11 protein-coding genes are annotated in these 16,691 nt (G+C 66.2%); 2 read left to right on the top strand and 9 right to left on the bottom strand.

The annotated features are described in order from the left end of the window. The first annotated feature begins 5 nt into the window (after positions 1-5). Complete coding sequence (gene tagH / locus ABL840_RS01465; protein ID WP_093307503.1) at positions 6-2,096, top strand: type VI secretion system-associated FHA domain protein TagH; 2,091 nt, start codon at positions 6-8, stop codon at positions 2,094-2,096. After that, the gene (locus ABL840_RS01460; RefSeq protein ID WP_093307502.1) at positions 2,089-2,904 is read left to right on the top strand and encodes a PP2C family protein-serine/threonine phosphatase; all 816 of its coding nucleotides are present in this window, start codon (positions 2,089-2,091) and stop codon (positions 2,902-2,904) included. Before tagH ends, ABL840_RS01460 begins: the two co-directional genes overlap by 8 nt. A 26-nt stretch (positions 2,905-2,930) precedes the next feature. On the opposite strand, the gene ABL840_RS01455 is transcribed toward ABL840_RS01460, so the two are convergent. The 9 genes from ABL840_RS01455 to tssF all read right to left on the bottom strand — a co-directional run bounded on the left by ABL840_RS01455 (position 2,931) and on the right by tssF (position 16,620). Continuing rightward, complete coding sequence (locus ABL840_RS01455; RefSeq protein WP_093307501.1) at positions 2,931-3,311, bottom strand: PAAR-like domain-containing protein; 381 nt, start codon at positions 3,309-3,311, stop codon at positions 2,931-2,933. A gap of 29 nt (positions 3,312-3,340) precedes the next feature. After that, positions 3,341-4,042 carry a DUF3540 domain-containing protein gene (locus tag ABL840_RS01450; RefSeq protein ID WP_418116170.1) on the bottom strand — a complete coding sequence of 234 codons (702 nt, stop codon included), beginning with the start codon at positions 4,040-4,042 and terminating at the stop codon, positions 3,341-3,343. Positions 4,043-4,091: 49 nt separating this feature from the next. Then, positions 4,092-5,168 carry a pentapeptide repeat-containing protein gene (locus tag ABL840_RS01445; RefSeq protein WP_093307499.1) on the bottom strand — a complete coding sequence of 359 codons (1,077 nt, stop codon included), beginning with the start codon at positions 5,166-5,168 and terminating at the stop codon, positions 4,092-4,094. Then, complete coding sequence (locus tag ABL840_RS01440; RefSeq protein ID WP_093307498.1) at positions 5,165-7,834, bottom strand: DUF2169 family type VI secretion system accessory protein; 2,670 nt, start codon at positions 7,832-7,834, stop codon at positions 5,165-5,167. The genes ABL840_RS01445 and ABL840_RS01440 overlap by 4 nt, the downstream gene beginning before the upstream one ends. Then, entirely contained in the window at positions 7,831-8,271 is a 441-nt protein-coding gene (locus ABL840_RS01435) for a hypothetical protein (RefSeq protein ID WP_143043026.1), read from the bottom strand. Before ABL840_RS01435 ends, ABL840_RS01440 begins: the two co-directional genes overlap by 4 nt. Before the next feature lie 30 nt (positions 8,272-8,301). Further along, positions 8,302-10,641, bottom strand: a complete 2,340-nt coding sequence (locus tag ABL840_RS01430) for a type VI secretion system Vgr family protein (protein ID WP_093307496.1) — start codon at positions 10,639-10,641, stop codon at positions 8,302-8,304. 21 nt (positions 10,642-10,662) lie between these two features. After that, the gene (gene tssH, locus ABL840_RS01425) at positions 10,663-13,401 is read right to left on the bottom strand and encodes a type VI secretion system ATPase TssH (RefSeq protein ID WP_093307495.1); all 2,739 of its coding nucleotides are present in this window, start codon (positions 13,399-13,401) and stop codon (positions 10,663-10,665) included. Between the two features lie 124 nt (positions 13,402-13,525). Then, positions 13,526-14,752 (bottom strand): type VI secretion system baseplate subunit TssG, encoded by a 1,227-nt coding sequence (gene tssG / locus ABL840_RS01420; RefSeq protein WP_093307494.1) that lies wholly within the window; start codon positions 14,750-14,752, stop codon positions 13,526-13,528. Then, entirely contained in the window at positions 14,749-16,620 is a 1,872-nt protein-coding gene (gene tssF / locus ABL840_RS01415; protein ID WP_093206774.1) for a type VI secretion system baseplate subunit TssF, read from the bottom strand. Before tssF ends, tssG begins: the two co-directional genes overlap by 4 nt. Positions 16,621-16,691 lie beyond the last annotated feature (71 nt).

The raw sequence follows: 16,691 nt of genomic DNA, 5'->3' as shown, positions 1-16,691 counted from the left end.
AAGCCATGCGTTGGACAGTGATCGAACACGCGGGCAGGCCGGTGGCCACGGGCCCATCGGCATTGCTTGCCGCACCCGGAGGAACGATCGGACGCAGCCCCGACAACAACCTCGTGCTGCCCGACGAGCAGCGGCAGATCTCGCGCCTGCAGGCCACCGTGCGCTACGACGACGACGGCGTGGCGGTGCTGCGCAACATGAGCGCGGTGCTGCCCATCAGCGTGAACGGAAGACCGCTCGTGCACGAGCAGGAAGCGCGCGTGGCCGACGGCGACCGCGTGGCGATCGGCAGCTATGTGCTGGAGGCCTCGAGCGCGCTGCGCGCCGCGCCGGTTGCCGCACCGGCGATGGCTGCGATGCCACCTCCTCCACCTGCGCCCGTGCCTCCTCCTGCCTTCGCGCCTTCACCGGCGCCCGCGCAGTTCGCGCCGCCGCCTATGGCCGCGCCGATGTCGGCCGGCCCCATCGATGCGCTGCTGCCTTCCTCCGGCTCGTCCGACGTGTTCTCCGACCTGTTCGGCGAAGGCGCGCTGCCCATCGGTGACACGCAGCCCACGGTGGCGATGCCATCGCCGCGACAGGCAACGCCGCCGGTGCCGCCACCGACGGCATTCGTGCCGGCGCCATCGCCGGCATCGACACCGGCACCGAGCGAGGCTTTCGCTTCGCCCTTTCCCGTTCAGCAGCAGTACCAGCAGCCGCCAGCACCTCCTCCGCTGCAGCCGCAGAGGCCGAGCCCGAACACGGCCTCGTCGCAGATGCCTTCGGCCGCGGACTGGGACGCCATCCTCGCCAACGCGCCGCGCCGCATCGACAGCACGCCCGAGCCGATGCCCGACCCGATGGCGCACGAGCCCTTCGAGCTTCCTTCGCAGGCGCGCCGCAATCCGGTCGATCCGCTCGCAGAGCTGAACCCCAATGCCGCCAACGACATGTCGGACATGGCGCTGAAGCGCGGCGTCGATCCGCTGTCCTTCTTCGCATCCGACGAGAGCGCGCATTCGCCTCTTTCCGATCCACGCCCCACGGCGCTGACCCACACCGATCCGCTGCTGCCTGGCGACACGCATCCGGCGGTCGACCTGCTGCAGAACAACAGGCCGGCCGTGCAGGCGTACAGCCACTCGAACCATGCGCGCGAAGTGGCGGCGCAGTTCCGTCCGCCGAATCCGGTGGCGGTGGCGATGCCGGCACCTGCGCCGACGCCCGCACCGGCTCCCGCGCCTGTCGTCGAGCCGCCGAGAGCAGAGGCACCGCCTCCGCCCGCACCGGTTCCACCACCACCGCCGCCTCCCCCGCCGCCCCCTCCTCCCGCACCACCGCCAGCGCCAGCCCCCGTTGTGCAGGAGATCACGCCCGAGCCGCCGCCCGTCGTAGCAGCGGCGCCTGCCCCGGTGGCAGCACCCGTCGCAACGGCGGTTGCGTCGACGACAACGGCGACGACGACGGCATCACCGCAGCCCGAAACAGCGGCAATCGCACCGTCATCGTCGTCTGAAGCCCTTTTCAGGGCCTTCCTCGAAGGCGCCGGCGTACCCGAGGTCGCCGGCCAGCAGCCGCTGGACATCGAGGCCATGCAACGACTCGGCCGCATCATGCGCGCCTTCACCGACGGCACGATCGAGCTGCTGTCCTCGCGCGCCATGCTCAAGCGCGAGGTGCGCGCAGAGATCACCATGATCGTGGACGAGGAGAACAACCCGTTCAAGATCCTGCCCAACGGTCGCGCCGTCTTGATGCAGATGTTCGGCGCACGCATGCCCGGCTTTCTGCCGCCCGAGGCCGCCGTGCACGACGCGCTCGGCGACCTGCAGTCGCACCAGCTCGGCATGGTCGCCGGCATGCGCGCGGCGCTGCTCACCCTGCTCAAGCGCTTCGACCCCGCAGCGCTCAGCCGCGAGACTCCGCACGATGGCAGCCTGGGCGAGAAGCTGTTGCCCGGCGGCCGCGAAGCGCGCCTCTGGCGCCAGCTGCAGCAGCTGCACACCGAGACCACCGCGGCCGTCGAGGACGACTTCCAGGCCGTCTTCGGCCGCGCCTTCCAGCAGGCCTACGACAAGGAAATGGAACGGCTGAAGGAGGCGCGCCGTGCTTGAAGCCACACGCTCTTCTTCCTCATTCACCGTGCCGATCTCGACCTCGCAGTTCTCCTGCGTCGGCGAGCGCAGCGGCAACCAGGACGCCATCGGCTACCACCTCGACGAGCGCAACGGCTGCTTCGTGGTGAGCGACGGCGTGGGCGGCAACGCGGGCGGCGAGCTGGCCTCGCGCATCGCGGTCGACACCGCGCTCGATACCTTCGTCATCGCGCCTTCGCTGGACGCCGGGAACATCCAGCGCTGCGTGAAGGCCGCGAACGACGCCATCCTCGCGAAGCAGCGCGAGCTGACCGAACAGAGCCGCATGAGCGCGACCTTCGTGTCGCTGTTCGTCGACCGCATCACGAACCAGGCCTGCTGGGCGCACGTGGGCGACAGCCGCCTCTACTGGTTCCGCCGCGGCGCGCTGATGCAGCGCACGGAGGATCACAGTCTTTCGGAGCGCTCTGGCGATGCTGCAGCGAGCCACCAGAACGGCGGCGAGCGTCTGGTGAAGACCAATCTGCTGTATCGCGCACTAGGTGCGCGTGCGACGGCAGAAGCCACCATCACCACGCCGCAGCGGCTGGCCGATGGCGATGCATTCCTGCTTTGTACCGACGGGTTGTGGCAGTTGATCTCGCAGCAGGTGATGGAGCGCTCGCTGCAGTTGGCCGACAGCGCCGAGGAATGGTTGGCGCTGATCCGTCGCGCGGCTGAAGCCAAGGCCGATGACTCGCAGGACAACTACTCGGCGCTGGCGGTGTGGGTGGGGTTTCCGCAGCAGGTGACGCTGGCGGGGACGGCGCCCGTGCTCGGCGCCTAGCGGAACCGGCGCAGCGCGGCCAAGCGCTACATGTGCAGGATGTTGTACTGACTCGGAATCACACGAAAACCGCGGGCGTTGCCGCCATTCTGGTTTTGCTGGTCGGTCAAGCGTACCGAGAGCGCGCCGCCCAGGATCACCTTCTTGCCTGACGAGGTGTAGTAGGCAGGCCCCATCACCAGTGGCACTCTCACACCCAGCCCGACGCCCGGGGTGTCCAACATCGAGACGGGATTCACCGTCGCCCTGTTGTGCGCTGGCGTGCACTTGTACAAGACTTTCCCCTGGCTCGGCACCGCCATGATGCCGTCGGCCTTGTTGATCAGCGGCAACGGAGCCACTGGCGCACGGCAGATATCGGGAACGGCGATGCTCGACCCGCCAAGCTGACAACTTGCTAGACACATGATTGAACTCCTTAAATCAGGAAAAGGCTTCAGCCAACGTGAATCTGTCTGGCATCCACCTTCACGACCCGGTCAGCGGTGACGAAGGTGTTCTTTGCATGAACGCGGAGCATCTCGTCGGCCTGGTAGTCCAGCCTGCCGGCGCGTACCTGCTCCACACCATCAGTCATGCGAAAGGCCGAGCGGCTGAGCTGCACCAGCCGGTCGACCACGGTTTCGTAGAGCCGACCGATGATGCGTACATTGAGCACCCTCGCCTCGACATTCGTTCCCTCGTAATCCAGCCGTCCTACGCGGCAATCGGCCTCGGCCGCATCGAGCGCCAGCCGTGAGGTGCCGATGTGCACGCTCTGCCGCCCCTTGAGCGCAAGCTGCGTGTCCGCCTCGATGTTCACCTCGCCAGAGTTGGCGGCCAACGTCATGCTGCCCTCGGTTTCGATACGCGACATGCTGGAATCGGCCTGCTCCGCCACCGCGGTCAGGTACAGGCGCTGCGCATCGGGGCCGGACACCAGCACGGTATCCCCCATCTCAGGCCGCAGTAGACAGCTTGCGGCGCGTTGGCAGCGCAGCGGCACCTCGTCGCACACCACGGTGTAGATGCCGCCCGGCAGCGCACCTGTCACCACACCCAGCGCGTTGACCATGCCGCCCGATCGGCGTTCGACAGCCTCGGACTCAGCACGCGTGGGTCGATCAAATGCGACGACGGAAGAGGTATGCGCGCTCATGGCAGAACAGCGCAGTGCGCACGGCATTGGATGACAGCGAATGAAATGGTCATGGTCTCTCCTGTCTGCGGCGTTGAGAACGGCGTGCCGAGAATTCTTCGGCAGCCAGGACATCGGGATCGGGTTGAAGAAAGCCGCTGCGATCGTCGATGCGCGCACCATCGAGCAAGGCACGGTGCATATGGGTACGCAACAGCGTTGCCTCGCGCAGGTCCGCCTGGCGGAGGTCGGCATGCGCGAAGTCAGCAAACACCAACCGCGCGCCTCGAAAGTCGGCGCCGCTGCAGCGCGCCCGATGGAACACGGCCTGCTCCAGATTCGAGCGGGCGAAGTTCACTCCTTCGACCTGGGCATCCACCCAGATGCCCTGCATCAGGAAGGCATCGCTTGCCTGAACATCGCGCATCTTGGCGTTCAGGAATACGCAGTTGGGTGCATGCGCGCCTGTGAAGCGCGCGCCTTCCAGCATGGCCCCCATGAAGTTGCATGCCGAGAGCGTGGCGCGCTCGAAGTCGCAGTCACGCATCTGCGCGTCGATGAACTGGCAGTGCGCGAAACTCTGTTCGCGAAACGATTGCCCGGCAAGGTTCGCTTCGACGAAGACCGCCTGCTGGAAGCGGCAGCCGCTGAAGCGGGCGGTACGCAGGTCTGCCTCGTAGAAAGTGGTGTATTTGAGATAGCAGTCCGAGAAGTCGGTCCGCGACAGGCTGCCCTCCGCAAATACCAGGATGTCGCAGCGCAGCGCCCGGAAAGAGGCATCATCCAACGCGCAAGCCACGAAGTTGCTCATGGTGCTCTCTGCGTGGTCGAACACCGCCCCGGTCAGGTTGCATTCGTTGAAAGCGATGTCGTCCATGAAGACACCGCGCATATGGGCTTGGGTGCCGTCGCAACGGTCGAGCGCGCAGCGGCCCAGTTGTGCACCATCGAAGTCGGCCTGTGCCAGCCGGCAATCCTCGAACAGGCTGCCGCGCAAGTCAGCGCCAGCGAAGTTCGCGCCAGAGAAATCAGTCTGCGCGAACAATCCACCCGACAGATCCAGTCCTCGGAAATCGAGTCCAGCGAGCTGCTTGCCTTCGATCCGTTCACCTGCTTTCACATTGGCCACCACATCCGCTGGCGTCATGCCACGGTCCCGCTCTTGCGCTTCGGCGTCGTGACGGCCTGCACTGCATGTGCGCCGTCGAACAACGTGTGCTCGTCCACCAAGCATTCCGACAGATCGGAGCGAAACAGGTTCGCGCGCCGCAAGTCGGCCGATGCAAGGATGGCCTTGCTCAGCGTCGCATTGCGCAGGTCCGCGTCGATCAGCGAAGCCTGGGTGAAGTCAGCGCGGATGAACATCGCTCCCGGCGCATCAGCGCCTTCGAAGTTGGAACGGCGCAGCGACGCGCTGCCGAAGTCGCTGTTGAGGATCCGCGCGCCGGAGAAGTCCGCGTCGTCGCACGGCACTTCACGCAGGCAGCAGTCTGTCAGCGTCGCGTCGCGGAATGACGCGCCTTGCAGCGTCGTGCCGCCGATGAAGCAGGTCTTGAGCAGAGTGGATTCCGACAGATCCACACGCTCGACCGTCGGCATCGCCACCCAGGCGCAATGGGTCATGGAGGCACGGACAAAGCGCACATCATGCAATTCGGCCTCCATCAACGAGGAGCGCTCGAAAACGGCATCGTCGAAGTGCGTGTGGCGCAAGACGCTGGCCTCCAACACCTGCAGCGCAGTGATACGCGCACGATCGAAGCGGCACTGCTCGACGTACAGGGACAGGCCCTGAATCTCTTCCAGCACGGCACCGGAAAAATCGCAGCGACGGGCCTCCAGCTTCTCAATCTGCATCTGGCGCAGCGTGGCTGCCTCGAAGACCGAGTCTTCCAGGCTGGCCAGCGACAGGTTGCAGCCGTAGAAGACCGCGCGTCGCAGCGACGCCCCGTGCACTCTGGCACGCACCAGCACCGCCTCGTTGAAGTCGCTGTCGTCGAGGGTGCAGCCGCTGAAGTCCACGCCCTCCAGCAAGGCGCGATGCCAGCGGGTGCCTCGCAGGTCCATGCCGGAGAAGTCTGCGCCTGTGAAATTCTTGTCGGAAAAATCCCGATCGCCAGCCAGGATGCGCTGTACCTCATCGCGCGCATGCGCGACGGCCGTGCCGTCCATGGAGTCGGCTGCGGATTGGTGATGCGCCATGCGCCTGTAGGCCTCGGTCAGGCCCCGCCCGCCGCGCTCGGTCACACGTCGCAACTCGTCCTGCTTGTCCTGCGCCATGGGAGGCAGCCCCACCGCCGCAGCAACGCCGGTGATGCCGTCGAACAGTTTCCGGGTGTTGGTCTTGGGCGGCCCCTTGACCACAGCCTGGTCGAACTTCTCGAAGAACAGCGAAGTATCCATGCCGGCCTTGCGGGACATGGGCGCGTTCTCCTTCGCCAGCACTTCCATCTTGCTACGCGCCGCCGCGAGCCTTTCCTTCTGCTCTGCCACAAGGGCCTCGGTTTTCTTGATGAAGGCTGGCAGGTCCTTCAGCGCTGGAATTTGAGGGGTCGGGTCGGCCGGCATCTGGTAGCGCGAGAAGTCACCACCCGAGGCGCTGTAGGCTTGCGACAGTCGCTCGCGTGCACGCTTGGCGCGCTCGCGCATGTTGCGCTCCAGTACATCCGACAGCTCCTCGCTTTCGGTATCGAGCCACGGGCCGATGCATTTCTGGGGCAGCAAAGCCGTGTCATCCAGCACCACGAAAGGCGCGCCTTCCGGATCGCAGCGGCTGTGGAGGACCTGCCAGTAGTGGTCGGAGTCACGCGGCGCGTCGTGTGGATCTTCCAACGCGACCATCATGTGACTCACATCCTCGGCGTCGTTCTCGGTAATGGGCACAGCGCCGTGGAAGACCAGCGCCAGCCGGTCCAGATGCGGAAAGAACCAGGCGGTCGTCAACTGCATCGGCAGTTGCTCGAAGTCCTTCTCCTGCGGCATCGCATCAGAACCGATGGGGGGTTCGACCCCGCGCACGATGAAGCCGCGGGCTCGCCAGGTCGGCAGCGTGCCGCGGATCACCGCATCTTGCGGATGCATGTTGCGGATCTCGAAGGCGGCACCAGCGAGTTCGCCTTCGCTCTCATCCAGCCATTGATCCGGCGACGCGGCGTTGAAGTAGCGCCAGTCCATGTCCTTGGAGAAACCCGGGAACAGATGTTCTTTCCAGTGATCGTCGTATTGGCGCCCCATCCTTTCCAGGCGCGAAGGCCGCTGCATCTCGATGGCGCCCAGTCCGGCGGGCACGACCTCCTGATCGGGCCGCTGCAGCAGGTGGTCCGGGTTCTCGATGTTGGGCAAGCGGCGCGCGCGCAGGCCGTTGACGACTTCCTCGCTGCGACCGATGCCTACCGGATTCTCTTCGTGATCCGGACCGCCATAGGCATGCTGCCAATCGATGGGCATCGCATCGAAGGCCTGCGGCGGACTGGGTCTGCCATCGATCCAGAAACGGTCGCCGAACACGGCCAGTGCCTTTCTGCGCCGGCCCACCTGCACGCTCGCCGCGGTCTGGGTCTTGTCGTCCTGATGATGGGTGTACGCATAGCCCGTGGCCAGAAACTCGGGCTGACTCTTGGGCATCGAGGCGTCCAGCACGCCATCACTGCCCAACGCCTGGGCAGCGGTCTCCCAGAGTTCCGGCTCCGGCAGCAAGATCCGCTCTCCGCGAAGTGTCGTCATCCCGATCGCGGTCAGCGCGAGCCAGTCCCGTCCGTCTTTCTGGAATGGGCGATGCATAGCGCCCAGGCGCAGCGGCTTGATGATTCTCATGGAGCGGGCGTGTTGTGGATCTCGAGCAGCGCCCTGTCGCGATCGATCGCGACAAGATCAGGGTTGTCGTCCGCATACACGATCGGGACACTGCGTCCGGTGGCAAAGTTGCTCATCAGTTCACGCTCGATGAAAGTGGACACGGTCGCCTCGTGAACAACACCCTGGAGGTCCCGGAACGTCAGCTGCAGGTCGGTCGCAGCCAGCGCAAGGGCCTCGCCCCCCGAAATCGCCAGCTGATTGGCAGGACGCGTCAGCCGCAGGATGGTCGCCTCGCCGCGCGTGCCCGAGCGCTGCAGCGACTGCCATCGACGCTCGTCTTCTCGGTACTCCTCCTCCGTGGCGCTCGGTGGCATGCGCGCGGTCAGAGCCCAAACGCCACCGACGCCGAACAGCACCAGCACGAACGCAACGCCTGCAACGTCCCACCAATTCATGTTGTGAAGCGCCTCCAATGGCTTCACCCGTCAAATCCGGATGAACAACTTCTTGGCGGCAAAGCACAACCCGCCGCGCACGGATTTGACCGTCTCGCTCTTGGCAGTGATGCTCGAATTCTCGAGCTTGACTTTGGCAGTGATCATGTTGATCCGGGAGATGTTCATGAAGGTCCCGTTGAACTGCGCATTCAACAGTGAGGCCTGCGCCTTGAGGCCATACAGATCCGCTGCCAGCGCCCACGCGCCTGTGTGCTCGAAGGTTCCATGGTTGTCCGTCCAGCGCCACCAGCCCTCGTTCTTGGCATTCACGGTGTGCTCGGGCGTGTTGGTGGTCTTCGCTGGCGTATTGGTGGTGTCCGGCCCTGTCGTGGTGGTGGTCTTGCCGCCGTCCACGACGGTGGTGTGGTCTCCCACGACGTTGCTGTGAAAGCCACCGTTGACAGTGAAGTTCATGCCGTCGTTGACGGTGAGGTTCACTCCGCCCGAGATGGTTTGCACCACGCCGCCGGTGATGGTCGAGTTGATGCCACCACCAATGGTCTCCTTGATGCCACCGGTGATGGTCTGGGTAAGGCCATCGCTGATGGTTTCGTTCATCCCGCCGGTCACGGTGCGCGTTTCGCCGCCAGCAATAGTTTCCTTCGCACCACCGGTGATGTCGCGCGTCTCGCCTTCGCTGATGGTTTCCTTCGCACCGCCTTGCACAGTGCGCGTCTCTCCGCCCTTGATATCTTCCAGCGCGCCACTGGTGATGTGACGCTCCTCGCCGTCCTTGTAGGTGGCCGACTCGTGGCCCGTGATGACGGTTGTTCGCGTACCACCGGTGTCATGCGTCTCGTCCTTCTCCACCGAGACATTCAGATTGCGCTCTGCATGCAGCGCCACGAACTCGGCCCCCATCTTGTCCTCGAAGACGAGCGAGTTCGCAGTCTCCGGCGATCCACCGGGTGTCGAGCGCGTGACGAAGCCGCTCTTGGTCTGCTCGCCCGGCAGGCTGAAAGGAGGCATCTCGCGCGGGTTGTAGACGCGGCCCACGATGATCGGTCGATCGGGCCGGCCACCGACGAAATCGACCACCACTTCCTGACCGATGCGCGGCGTGAAGACCGCGCCGAAGCCATCACCCGCGATCACGTGCGACACGCGCACGAAGCACGAGCAGTTCTCGTTGCGCCGGCCGCTGCGGTCCCAGCGGAACTGCACTTTTACGCGGCCGTACTGGTCGGTCCAGATCTCTTCGCCTTCGGGGCCCACCACCACGGCAGTCTGCGGGCCTGTGGTGCGTGGCACGTTTGTGACGCGCGGCGCCCTGAACGGCAGCGACGTAGGCTGCACGACGAAGTTGAAGGCGTAATCGCTGGGCGTGGCGCCGGTGGCATACCCGCCCTCGCGCAGCCTGTAGTTCACGGAGACGACCAGATATTCACGGTTGTCGTCCGACCGCGGGGAGTTTCGCATGCTGAATGTGTAGCCCGGGGCCATGCCCCGAACCGTCGCATGACCCACGCTGCGATCGGCCAGCGACTGCACTTCCTCGAGCCGCACTCGCGCATAGTGCTCACCTTCGCCCGCGTTGGTGAACTCGCCGAGCCATTCGTACATGTCGTAGCTGGCATGGTCGTACGGCTGCGGCTGCGAACGCACGTTGACCAGATCGCCACCAGGCGTGGTGAAGTTGAAGTCGTCCACCGTGTAGCTGCCGGAACGAACCTCCGAGGTCACCTGCCAGTCGTCGATGACCTCCATGTCTTCGGTCACGTCACGGTCAGCCGCGAAGTAGTTGATGGTCTCGTAGCCGGGCATCGGCTCGTGGCCACCTGCATCGTCGGCCAGCACCAGCGTGTGTTGATTCTGCTCGTGCTTGAAGTAGTAGTAGATACCTTCCAGCTCCATGAGCCGGCTGACGAAGGCGAAGTCGGTCTCGTTGTACTGCACACAGTTTTCCCACTGCCGATACGAGCCTGTGAGCTTCTTCTCGAAAGCAAAGCCGTAGTCGCCCAGCACCTCCTCGAGGATCTCGACCGCGGTCTTGTTCTGGAAGATCTTGTTGTCGCTCGAGCGCGTGAGGTACCAGAGCCAGGGACGCACGGTGGCCCGGTAGATCGTGTGTCGCGATGTGCCGCCTTCCCGGCCGATCATCGAGAACCGCACGACCTGCCCGTTGAGAAAGCGCTGCGCTGTGGCGGTCTGGATCTCCAGCGACATCGGCTTGCCAAGCATGGCCTTCATGTCGATCGACGCACTGGGGCTCAACAGGTCGATCTCGAACTCGAACAGCTGTGAGAGACCTTCACTGCCGCTCATCGAACGGAACTGCAACTGGTCTTCACCCAAGGGGGTATGTGCGCGTACGACTCTGGTGGCCATGGCAATCTTCTCCTTGTACTTTTACGCTTCGGAAAACTCGTAGCGGAAGTCGTCTCCCGCAGCGCTCAGCTGCACGCCGCTCAGCTTGCGCGCACTGACGGTGGCGCCGATGACTTCCTCGCTCAGTCGCGGAAGGATCGTGTGCGTGAGGATCGCGTCGATCATCCGGCCGCCCGATTCGATGGCGGTGCAGCGGCGTGCGACGAGTTCGACGGCGCTGTCGTCGTAGGCCAGTGCGATGCCGTGGTTCGCCTGCAGGCGCGTCGCGATGCGATCGAGCTGGAGGCGGATGATGCGGTGCAATGCCTCGGCGTGCAACGGGTAATAAGGCACTACAACGAGGCGGCCGAGCAGCGCGGGCGCGAACACCTTGAGCAGCGGCTCGCGCAGTGCGGCGGCCAGCGGCTCGGGGTCGGGGCGCAGGGTCGGGTCTTCGCACAGCTGCATGACCAGGTCGGTGCCGACGTTGGAGGTCATGATGATCACGGTGTTGCGGAAGTCGATGTGGCGGCCTTCGCCGTCTTCCATCCAGCCCTTGTCGAAGACCTGGAAGAAGATCTCGTGCACGTCGGTGTGCGCCTTCTCGATCTCGTCGAGCAGCACCACGCTGTAGGGCCTGCGGCGCACGGCCTCGGTGAGCACGCCGCCTTCGCCATAACCCACGTAGCCGGGCGGCGCGCCCTTCAGCGTGGAGACGGTGTGCGACTCCTGGAACTCGCTCATGTTGATGGTGACGAGGTTCTGCTCGCCGCCGTACAACGCCTCGGAAAGCGCCAGCGCCGTCTCGGTCTTGCCCACGCCCGAGGGGCCGCACAGCAGGAACACGCCGACGGGCTTGTTGGGGTTGTCCAGCCGTGCGCGCGCGGTGCGGATGCGGCGCGAGATGGTCTCCAGCGCATCGGGCTGCGCGACCACGCGGGCAGAAAGAATCTCGCCGAGCTTGAGTACCGACTGCGCGTCGTCGCGCACCATGCGGCCGATGGGGATGCCGGTCCAGTCGGCCACCACGGTGGCAACGGCCTGCGCGTCGACGGCAGCGAGGATGAGCGGCGATTCGCCCTGCAGCTGCGAGAGCTTGTCCTGTGCCTCGTTGAGCTCGGCTCGGATCTCGTCGGGCGTGCGTTCCGGTTCGGTGGGTGGCGTGTCGGGGTCCACGTCGACGTTCGCTGCTTCGACAGCATCGGTATCCGATGCCTCGGCCTGCGTCTGCGGCACGGCCGCCGGCGAGAGCTGCTTGCGCAGCGCGACGATGCGCTCGACCAGCGTGCTTTCTTCCACGCGCCGCTTCTCCAGCACTTCGAGTTCGGCCTTCGCCTGTGCGACCTGGGCCGCGATGTCTTCCACGCGCTGGTGCTCGCCCACGCCGATGGCGGCCTCGCGCCCCGCGATGCCCGACTCGATGCCGAGCACTTCGATACGGCGCTGCAGGTCTTCGATGGCGGCTGGCAGTGCATGCTGGCTCAGCGCGACGCGCGCGCACGCCGTGTCGAGCAGGCTCACTGCCTTGTCGGGCAACTGGCGCGCGGGAATGTAGCGGTGCGACAGGCTTACGGCCGCTTCGAGCGCGGCGTCGAGAATGAGCACGCCGTGGTGCTTCTCCAGTTCGGCCGAGATGCCGCGCAGCATCAGCACCGCCTTGGGCTCGGTGGGCTCGTGCACCTGGATGGTCTGGAAGCGCCGCGTGAGCGCCGGATCTTTCTCGATGTACTTCTTGTACTCCGACCAGGTGGTCGCGCCGATGGTGCGCAGCCGCCCGCGCGCGAGCGCAGGCTTGAGCAGGTTGGCCGCGTCGCCGGTACCGGCCTGGCCGCCCGCGCCCACCAGCGTATGCACTTCGTCGACGAAAAGCACGATGGGCTTGGGGCTCTTCTCGACTTCGTCGATCACCTGGCGCAGCCGCTGTTCGAACTCGCCCTTCACGCCCGCACCGGCCTGCAGCAGCGTCGGGTCGAGCACCCACAGCGACACGTCCTTCAGCGAAGGCGGCACCTCGCCTGACGCAAGGCGCGACGCCAGGCCTTCGACCACCGCCGTCTTGCCGACGCCGGCCTCGCCGGTCAGCAGCGGATTGTTCTGGCGGCGGCGCATGAGGATGTCGATGATCTGGCGGATCTCGTCGTCACGGCCGTAGACCGGGTCGAGCTCGCCGGCACGCGCCTTGGCGGTGAGGTCGCTCGCGTACTTGGCCAGTGCGGAGCCGCCGGCAGCGGGACCGTCACCCTGGTGGTGCGCCGCGGCGGGCGCGCCGCCGGCCGGACCGGACGCAGCGGCATCGAAGTCGTCCTCGGGCGACCCTTCGGTCCACGAGGCCAGCTGCGCCACCAGCACGTCGGGCACGATCTTGTCGAACTCGCGCGAGATGCCCGAGAGCACCTGCCGCAGCCCCGGCGTCTTGATGATGCCCGCGAGCAGGTAAGCACCGCGGATCGAGGTGGCCTCGAAGCGCAGGCTCGCATAGACCCACGCGCGTTCGACGGCGTTGTCGACGTGCTCGGAGATGTCGCTGATCGAGGTGGCGCCGTGCGGCAGGCGGTCGAGCGCGCGCACCAGGTCCTGCTCGACGGCATCGAGGTTGAGCCCCGCGCGCTTGATGATGCGCAGCATGTCGCTGTCCTGCAGCTGCAGGATCTGGTGCAGCCAGTGCACCAGCTCGACGTAGGCATTGCCGCGCAGCTTGGCGAAGGCGGTGGCGGTCTCCAATGCCTTGTAGAGCATCGGATTGAGCTTGGAGAACAGAGAGACGCGGCGAATGTCGGTCATAAGTTGGAGCTAACCCCCAGTCTTCGCGCACTTCGTGTCGCTACGCCAACCCCCTTGCAGGGGGCAGCACCGGTGGCCCGGCAAAGCCGGTTCCACGGTGTCTCCCGAAAAGACCGTGATGCAGTCATATCGTGGGCATCTCGCGCGATTTCGCGGAAGACCGGGTAAGGGATGCATCGGTAGGAGCCGCCGATGCGGAACGGGAAAACAATGCTTCGGGCTGGAACAGCATGTCGCCGGCGTCGGTTTCGGACATGCGCGTGCCCAGCCAGCTGCCCCAGCCGAGCCGCTGGTTGCTGTTGAGCCGCATGCCGTGCGCGTCCTCTTTCTTGAGCACGAGCCGCAGCTCCCACGCGAACTCGATGCCGACGTACTGGCGCACCCAGTCGACCACCTGCTGCAGCCGCTTGCTGCCGGGCAGGAACTCGCGGTATTCCTCCTGCGAGAGCGGACCGAGTTCGAGGCGGAACTTGCTCTGCGCGTCGCGCACGGCCAGGCCGATGGTGGCGCCGCCGCCGAGCCGGTGGTTGCGCCCCAGCAGGCCGATGCGACTGACCTGGCGCTCGTCGATCATCACCCAGTCGCTCACGAACTCCTCGACATGCACCGGCACGTCGAAGTAGAGCCTGAGGATCTGGATCAGGCCCTCGGGGTTGCGCGTCTGGCGCACGAGATGGCCCGCCATGAAGGTGCGCGCATGGTCGGCGATGCGGTCGCGCTCCTTGAGGCCGGGCTGCCCCATGTTCATGAGGCTGGCGACGTAGTCGACGAAGCGGTGGCCGTCGGTGCGGTCCAGGCTGTTGACCGACTGCGCATCGGCCCAGGCCCGGTAGAACAGCAGGATCAGCCGGTGATGGAACAGGTCGGCGAACGCGCTGATGGTGTTGTCGGCGTGATGCCGCTTGCGTTCGCGCGCGTACTCCGTCAGGTGCAGCGGCAGCGGGCCGTTGGGGCCGAACAGGCCGAAGCCGTAGATCGAGATGCGCGGCGGGCCGTCGCTGTCCACATCGACGCCCGACACGTTCGATGGCGCGAAGGCCATCGAGGGCTCCTGCCCCAGCCGCAGCGGCTCGTCGAGCGGGCGCGGCGCGCGACCCAGCAGCGGATGGTTGGCCTGCGCGTCGAGCCGGCGCAGCAGCATGAACAGGTCGTGCTCGAAGGGCTGCTCGACGAGTTTGGCCCAGAGCACGGGGTCGGCCTGCGGGATGCCGCGCGCGGGCGCCTGCGCGACTGGTTCCGCCGGCTGCGCGGTTTCGTGAACGAGCGCCTCGGCCGCGTCCAGCACTGCGCCTTCAGCGGCATCGGCCTGCTGCTGGCGCTGCACTGTGTCGGTGAAGCCGGTTTCGCTCATACGGCGGGGCGGCGTCCCACGCGCGGCGTCCACCGCGCGATCTCGCCGCGCTGAAGGCTGGACAGCGCGAACTCGGTGAAGGCATTGAGCGACACGTGCCGGCTGAAGAACTGCTCCAGCACCGCGCCGAAGAGATACGGGCTCGCGCCCGAGAACGCGACCTCGTCGATCTTCAGCGCGATCTCCACGCCGCGGCCGAACACGATCGGGCCGGGCTCGGGCAGGCGGCGGAACACCGGTGCCAGTGCCATCGAGCGCACGCCCTGAATCTGGCGCCGCACCGACGGATCGGCGAGGTTGCCGTAAAGGTCGAGCATCTCGCGCAAAGCGGCGGCGCCCTGCGTCGGGTCGACGTCAGTGAGGCTCAGGTAGTTGAGTCCGAGATGGCTGATGAGACGCCACGTGAGCGCGCCTTCGGCCAGAGCCGGATAAGGCCGCGAGGGTCCGCGCAGGATGCGGATGGAGCGAACGGGCGCGGACACCCGCAGCGTGAAGTCCGATTCGAGCCCGGTCGGCAGCAGCAGCGGCAGGTCGCGGTTGGTGCACAGCGCATCGAGCGTGATGTGCCGCAGGGTGTGCGGGAACGGCGCGTCGTGCTGGTCGACCAGCGACACATAGACCTCGCTGCCGGTGTAGCTGGTGCGCGTGCCCTGGGCACGCGCGCGGTCCGACACCAGGCGCGGCTCGCGGCGCAGCGAGAAGTACGCGCCGAAGTCGCCGTCGTCGGCCGCGAAGGAGCCGAGGAAGGGTCGGAACTCGCGCTCCTCCGAGCCGTTGGCCATGTGGCCCGTGACGCGCTCGACGGTGAAGATCTCGAAGTCGCGCGGACGCGTGCGGTCGATCACCGCGTGGTGCTCGTGCTGGCCCGGTCCGACCGGAATGCGGTCGCTGCGGCGCGGCACGAGGTTGATGATTGGCGTGCAGAACAGCGAGAAATGCTTGGCGTCGACCAGCCGCTCGAGGTCGGCGTCGGCACGGTCGAGCAGGATCACGATCTCCATCGTGGTGCCGCCCATGGCCGCAGCCGCCGCACGCAGCTTGTTCACGCTGAAGAACAGGTAGCGGTCGGGGAACGCGAAGTACTCGTGCAGCAGGCGGTAGCCCTGGAACGAGCGTGCGTCGTAGGGCAGCAGCGCCTGGTCGGGCTCGAAGCCTTCGTGCCTGATGGCCTCGTCGCCCAGCGGCACGATGCGCGCCGTGGTTCCCGGCCCGCTGCGGCACACGACGCCGATGCTGTGGTGCGTGGCGAGCTCGAGCACGCGCAGCGCGTGCAGTTCGGCTCCCGAGAGGAAGAATTCGAGCCGGTCGAGCGGCATGTCCGCGAAGCGCGCGCCGCCCACCGCCTCGAGCTTGATGGTGATGGCGCTCTTCGCCTGCCGCGCGACCATCGGCATCGCGTGCGCGATCTCTGCCGGTACCGGGCCGATGCCGGCTTCGGCGATGCGGATGGGCCACAGCGTGACGGCATGGCCGGTGCGGAATTCGCAGGCGGTCTGCTCGCCCTTGATCATCCGCCCGCGCAGGATGGTGTGGCGCGGCAGCTCGTAGCCGGCCTTCAGCGAACCTTCGTTGAGGTTGCCGTCGATCTGCACCACGGCCATGGCGGGCAGCGGAGCGAGGAAGTTGGGGTACACCACTTCGAGCAGCCGCTGCGAGAAGCGCGGGAACTCGGCATCCATCTTGAGCTGGATGCGCGCGGTGAGGAAGCTGAAGCCTTCGAGCAGGCGCTCCACGTACGGGTCGCTGACCTCGATGCCGCGCATGCCGAGGCGGCCCGCGATCTTCGGGTAGCGCTGCGCGAACTCGGCCCCGAGCTCGTGCATGTACGTGAGCTCGCGGTTGTAATAGTCAAGCAGCCTCGCGTCCATTATTGGCACACCCCCAGGCTTCGCGCACTTCGTGTCGCTTCGCCAACCCCCTTGCAGGGGGCAACACCTGA

This window comes from Variovorax sp. NFACC27 (genome assembly GCF_048301545.1).
In the GTDB taxonomy this organism is placed as follows: Bacteria; Pseudomonadota; Gammaproteobacteria; order Burkholderiales; family Burkholderiaceae_C; genus Variovorax; species Variovorax gossypii.
Note: the sequence above shows the minus strand (reverse complement) of the source record. Positions and strands in the feature narration are given on the sequence as shown.

Coding starts and splice junctions, on each gene's coding strand:
- tagH (WP_093307503.1), top strand. CDS start 6: ATGCGTTGGACAGTGATCGAACACGCGGGCAGGCCGGTGGCCACGGGC.
- ABL840_RS01455 (WP_093307501.1), bottom strand. CDS start 3,311: ATGTGTCTAGCAAGTTGTCAGCTTGGCGGGTCGAGCATCGCCGTTCCC.
- ABL840_RS01450 (WP_418116170.1), bottom strand. CDS start 4,042: ATGAGCGCGCATACCTCTTCCGTCGTCGCATTTGATCGACCCACGCGT.
- ABL840_RS01445 (WP_093307499.1), bottom strand. CDS start 5,168: ATGACGCCAGCGGATGTGGTGGCCAATGTGAAAGCAGGTGAACGGATC.
- ABL840_RS01440 (WP_093307498.1), bottom strand. CDS start 7,834: ATGAGAATCATCAAGCCGCTGCGCCTGGGCGCTATGCATCGCCCATTC.
- ABL840_RS01435 (WP_143043026.1), bottom strand. CDS start 8,271: ATGAATTGGTGGGACGTTGCAGGCGTTGCGTTCGTGCTGGTGCTGTTC.
- ABL840_RS01430 (WP_093307496.1), bottom strand. CDS start 10,641: ATGGCCACCAGAGTCGTACGCGCACATACCCCCTTGGGTGAAGACCAG.
- tssH (WP_093307495.1), bottom strand. CDS start 13,401: ATGACCGACATTCGCCGCGTCTCTCTGTTCTCCAAGCTCAATCCGATG.
- tssG (WP_093307494.1), bottom strand. CDS start 14,752: ATGAGCGAAACCGGCTTCACCGACACAGTGCAGCGCCAGCAGCAGGCC.
- tssF (WP_093206774.1), bottom strand. CDS start 16,620: ATGGACGCGAGGCTGCTTGACTATTACAACCGCGAGCTCACGTACATG.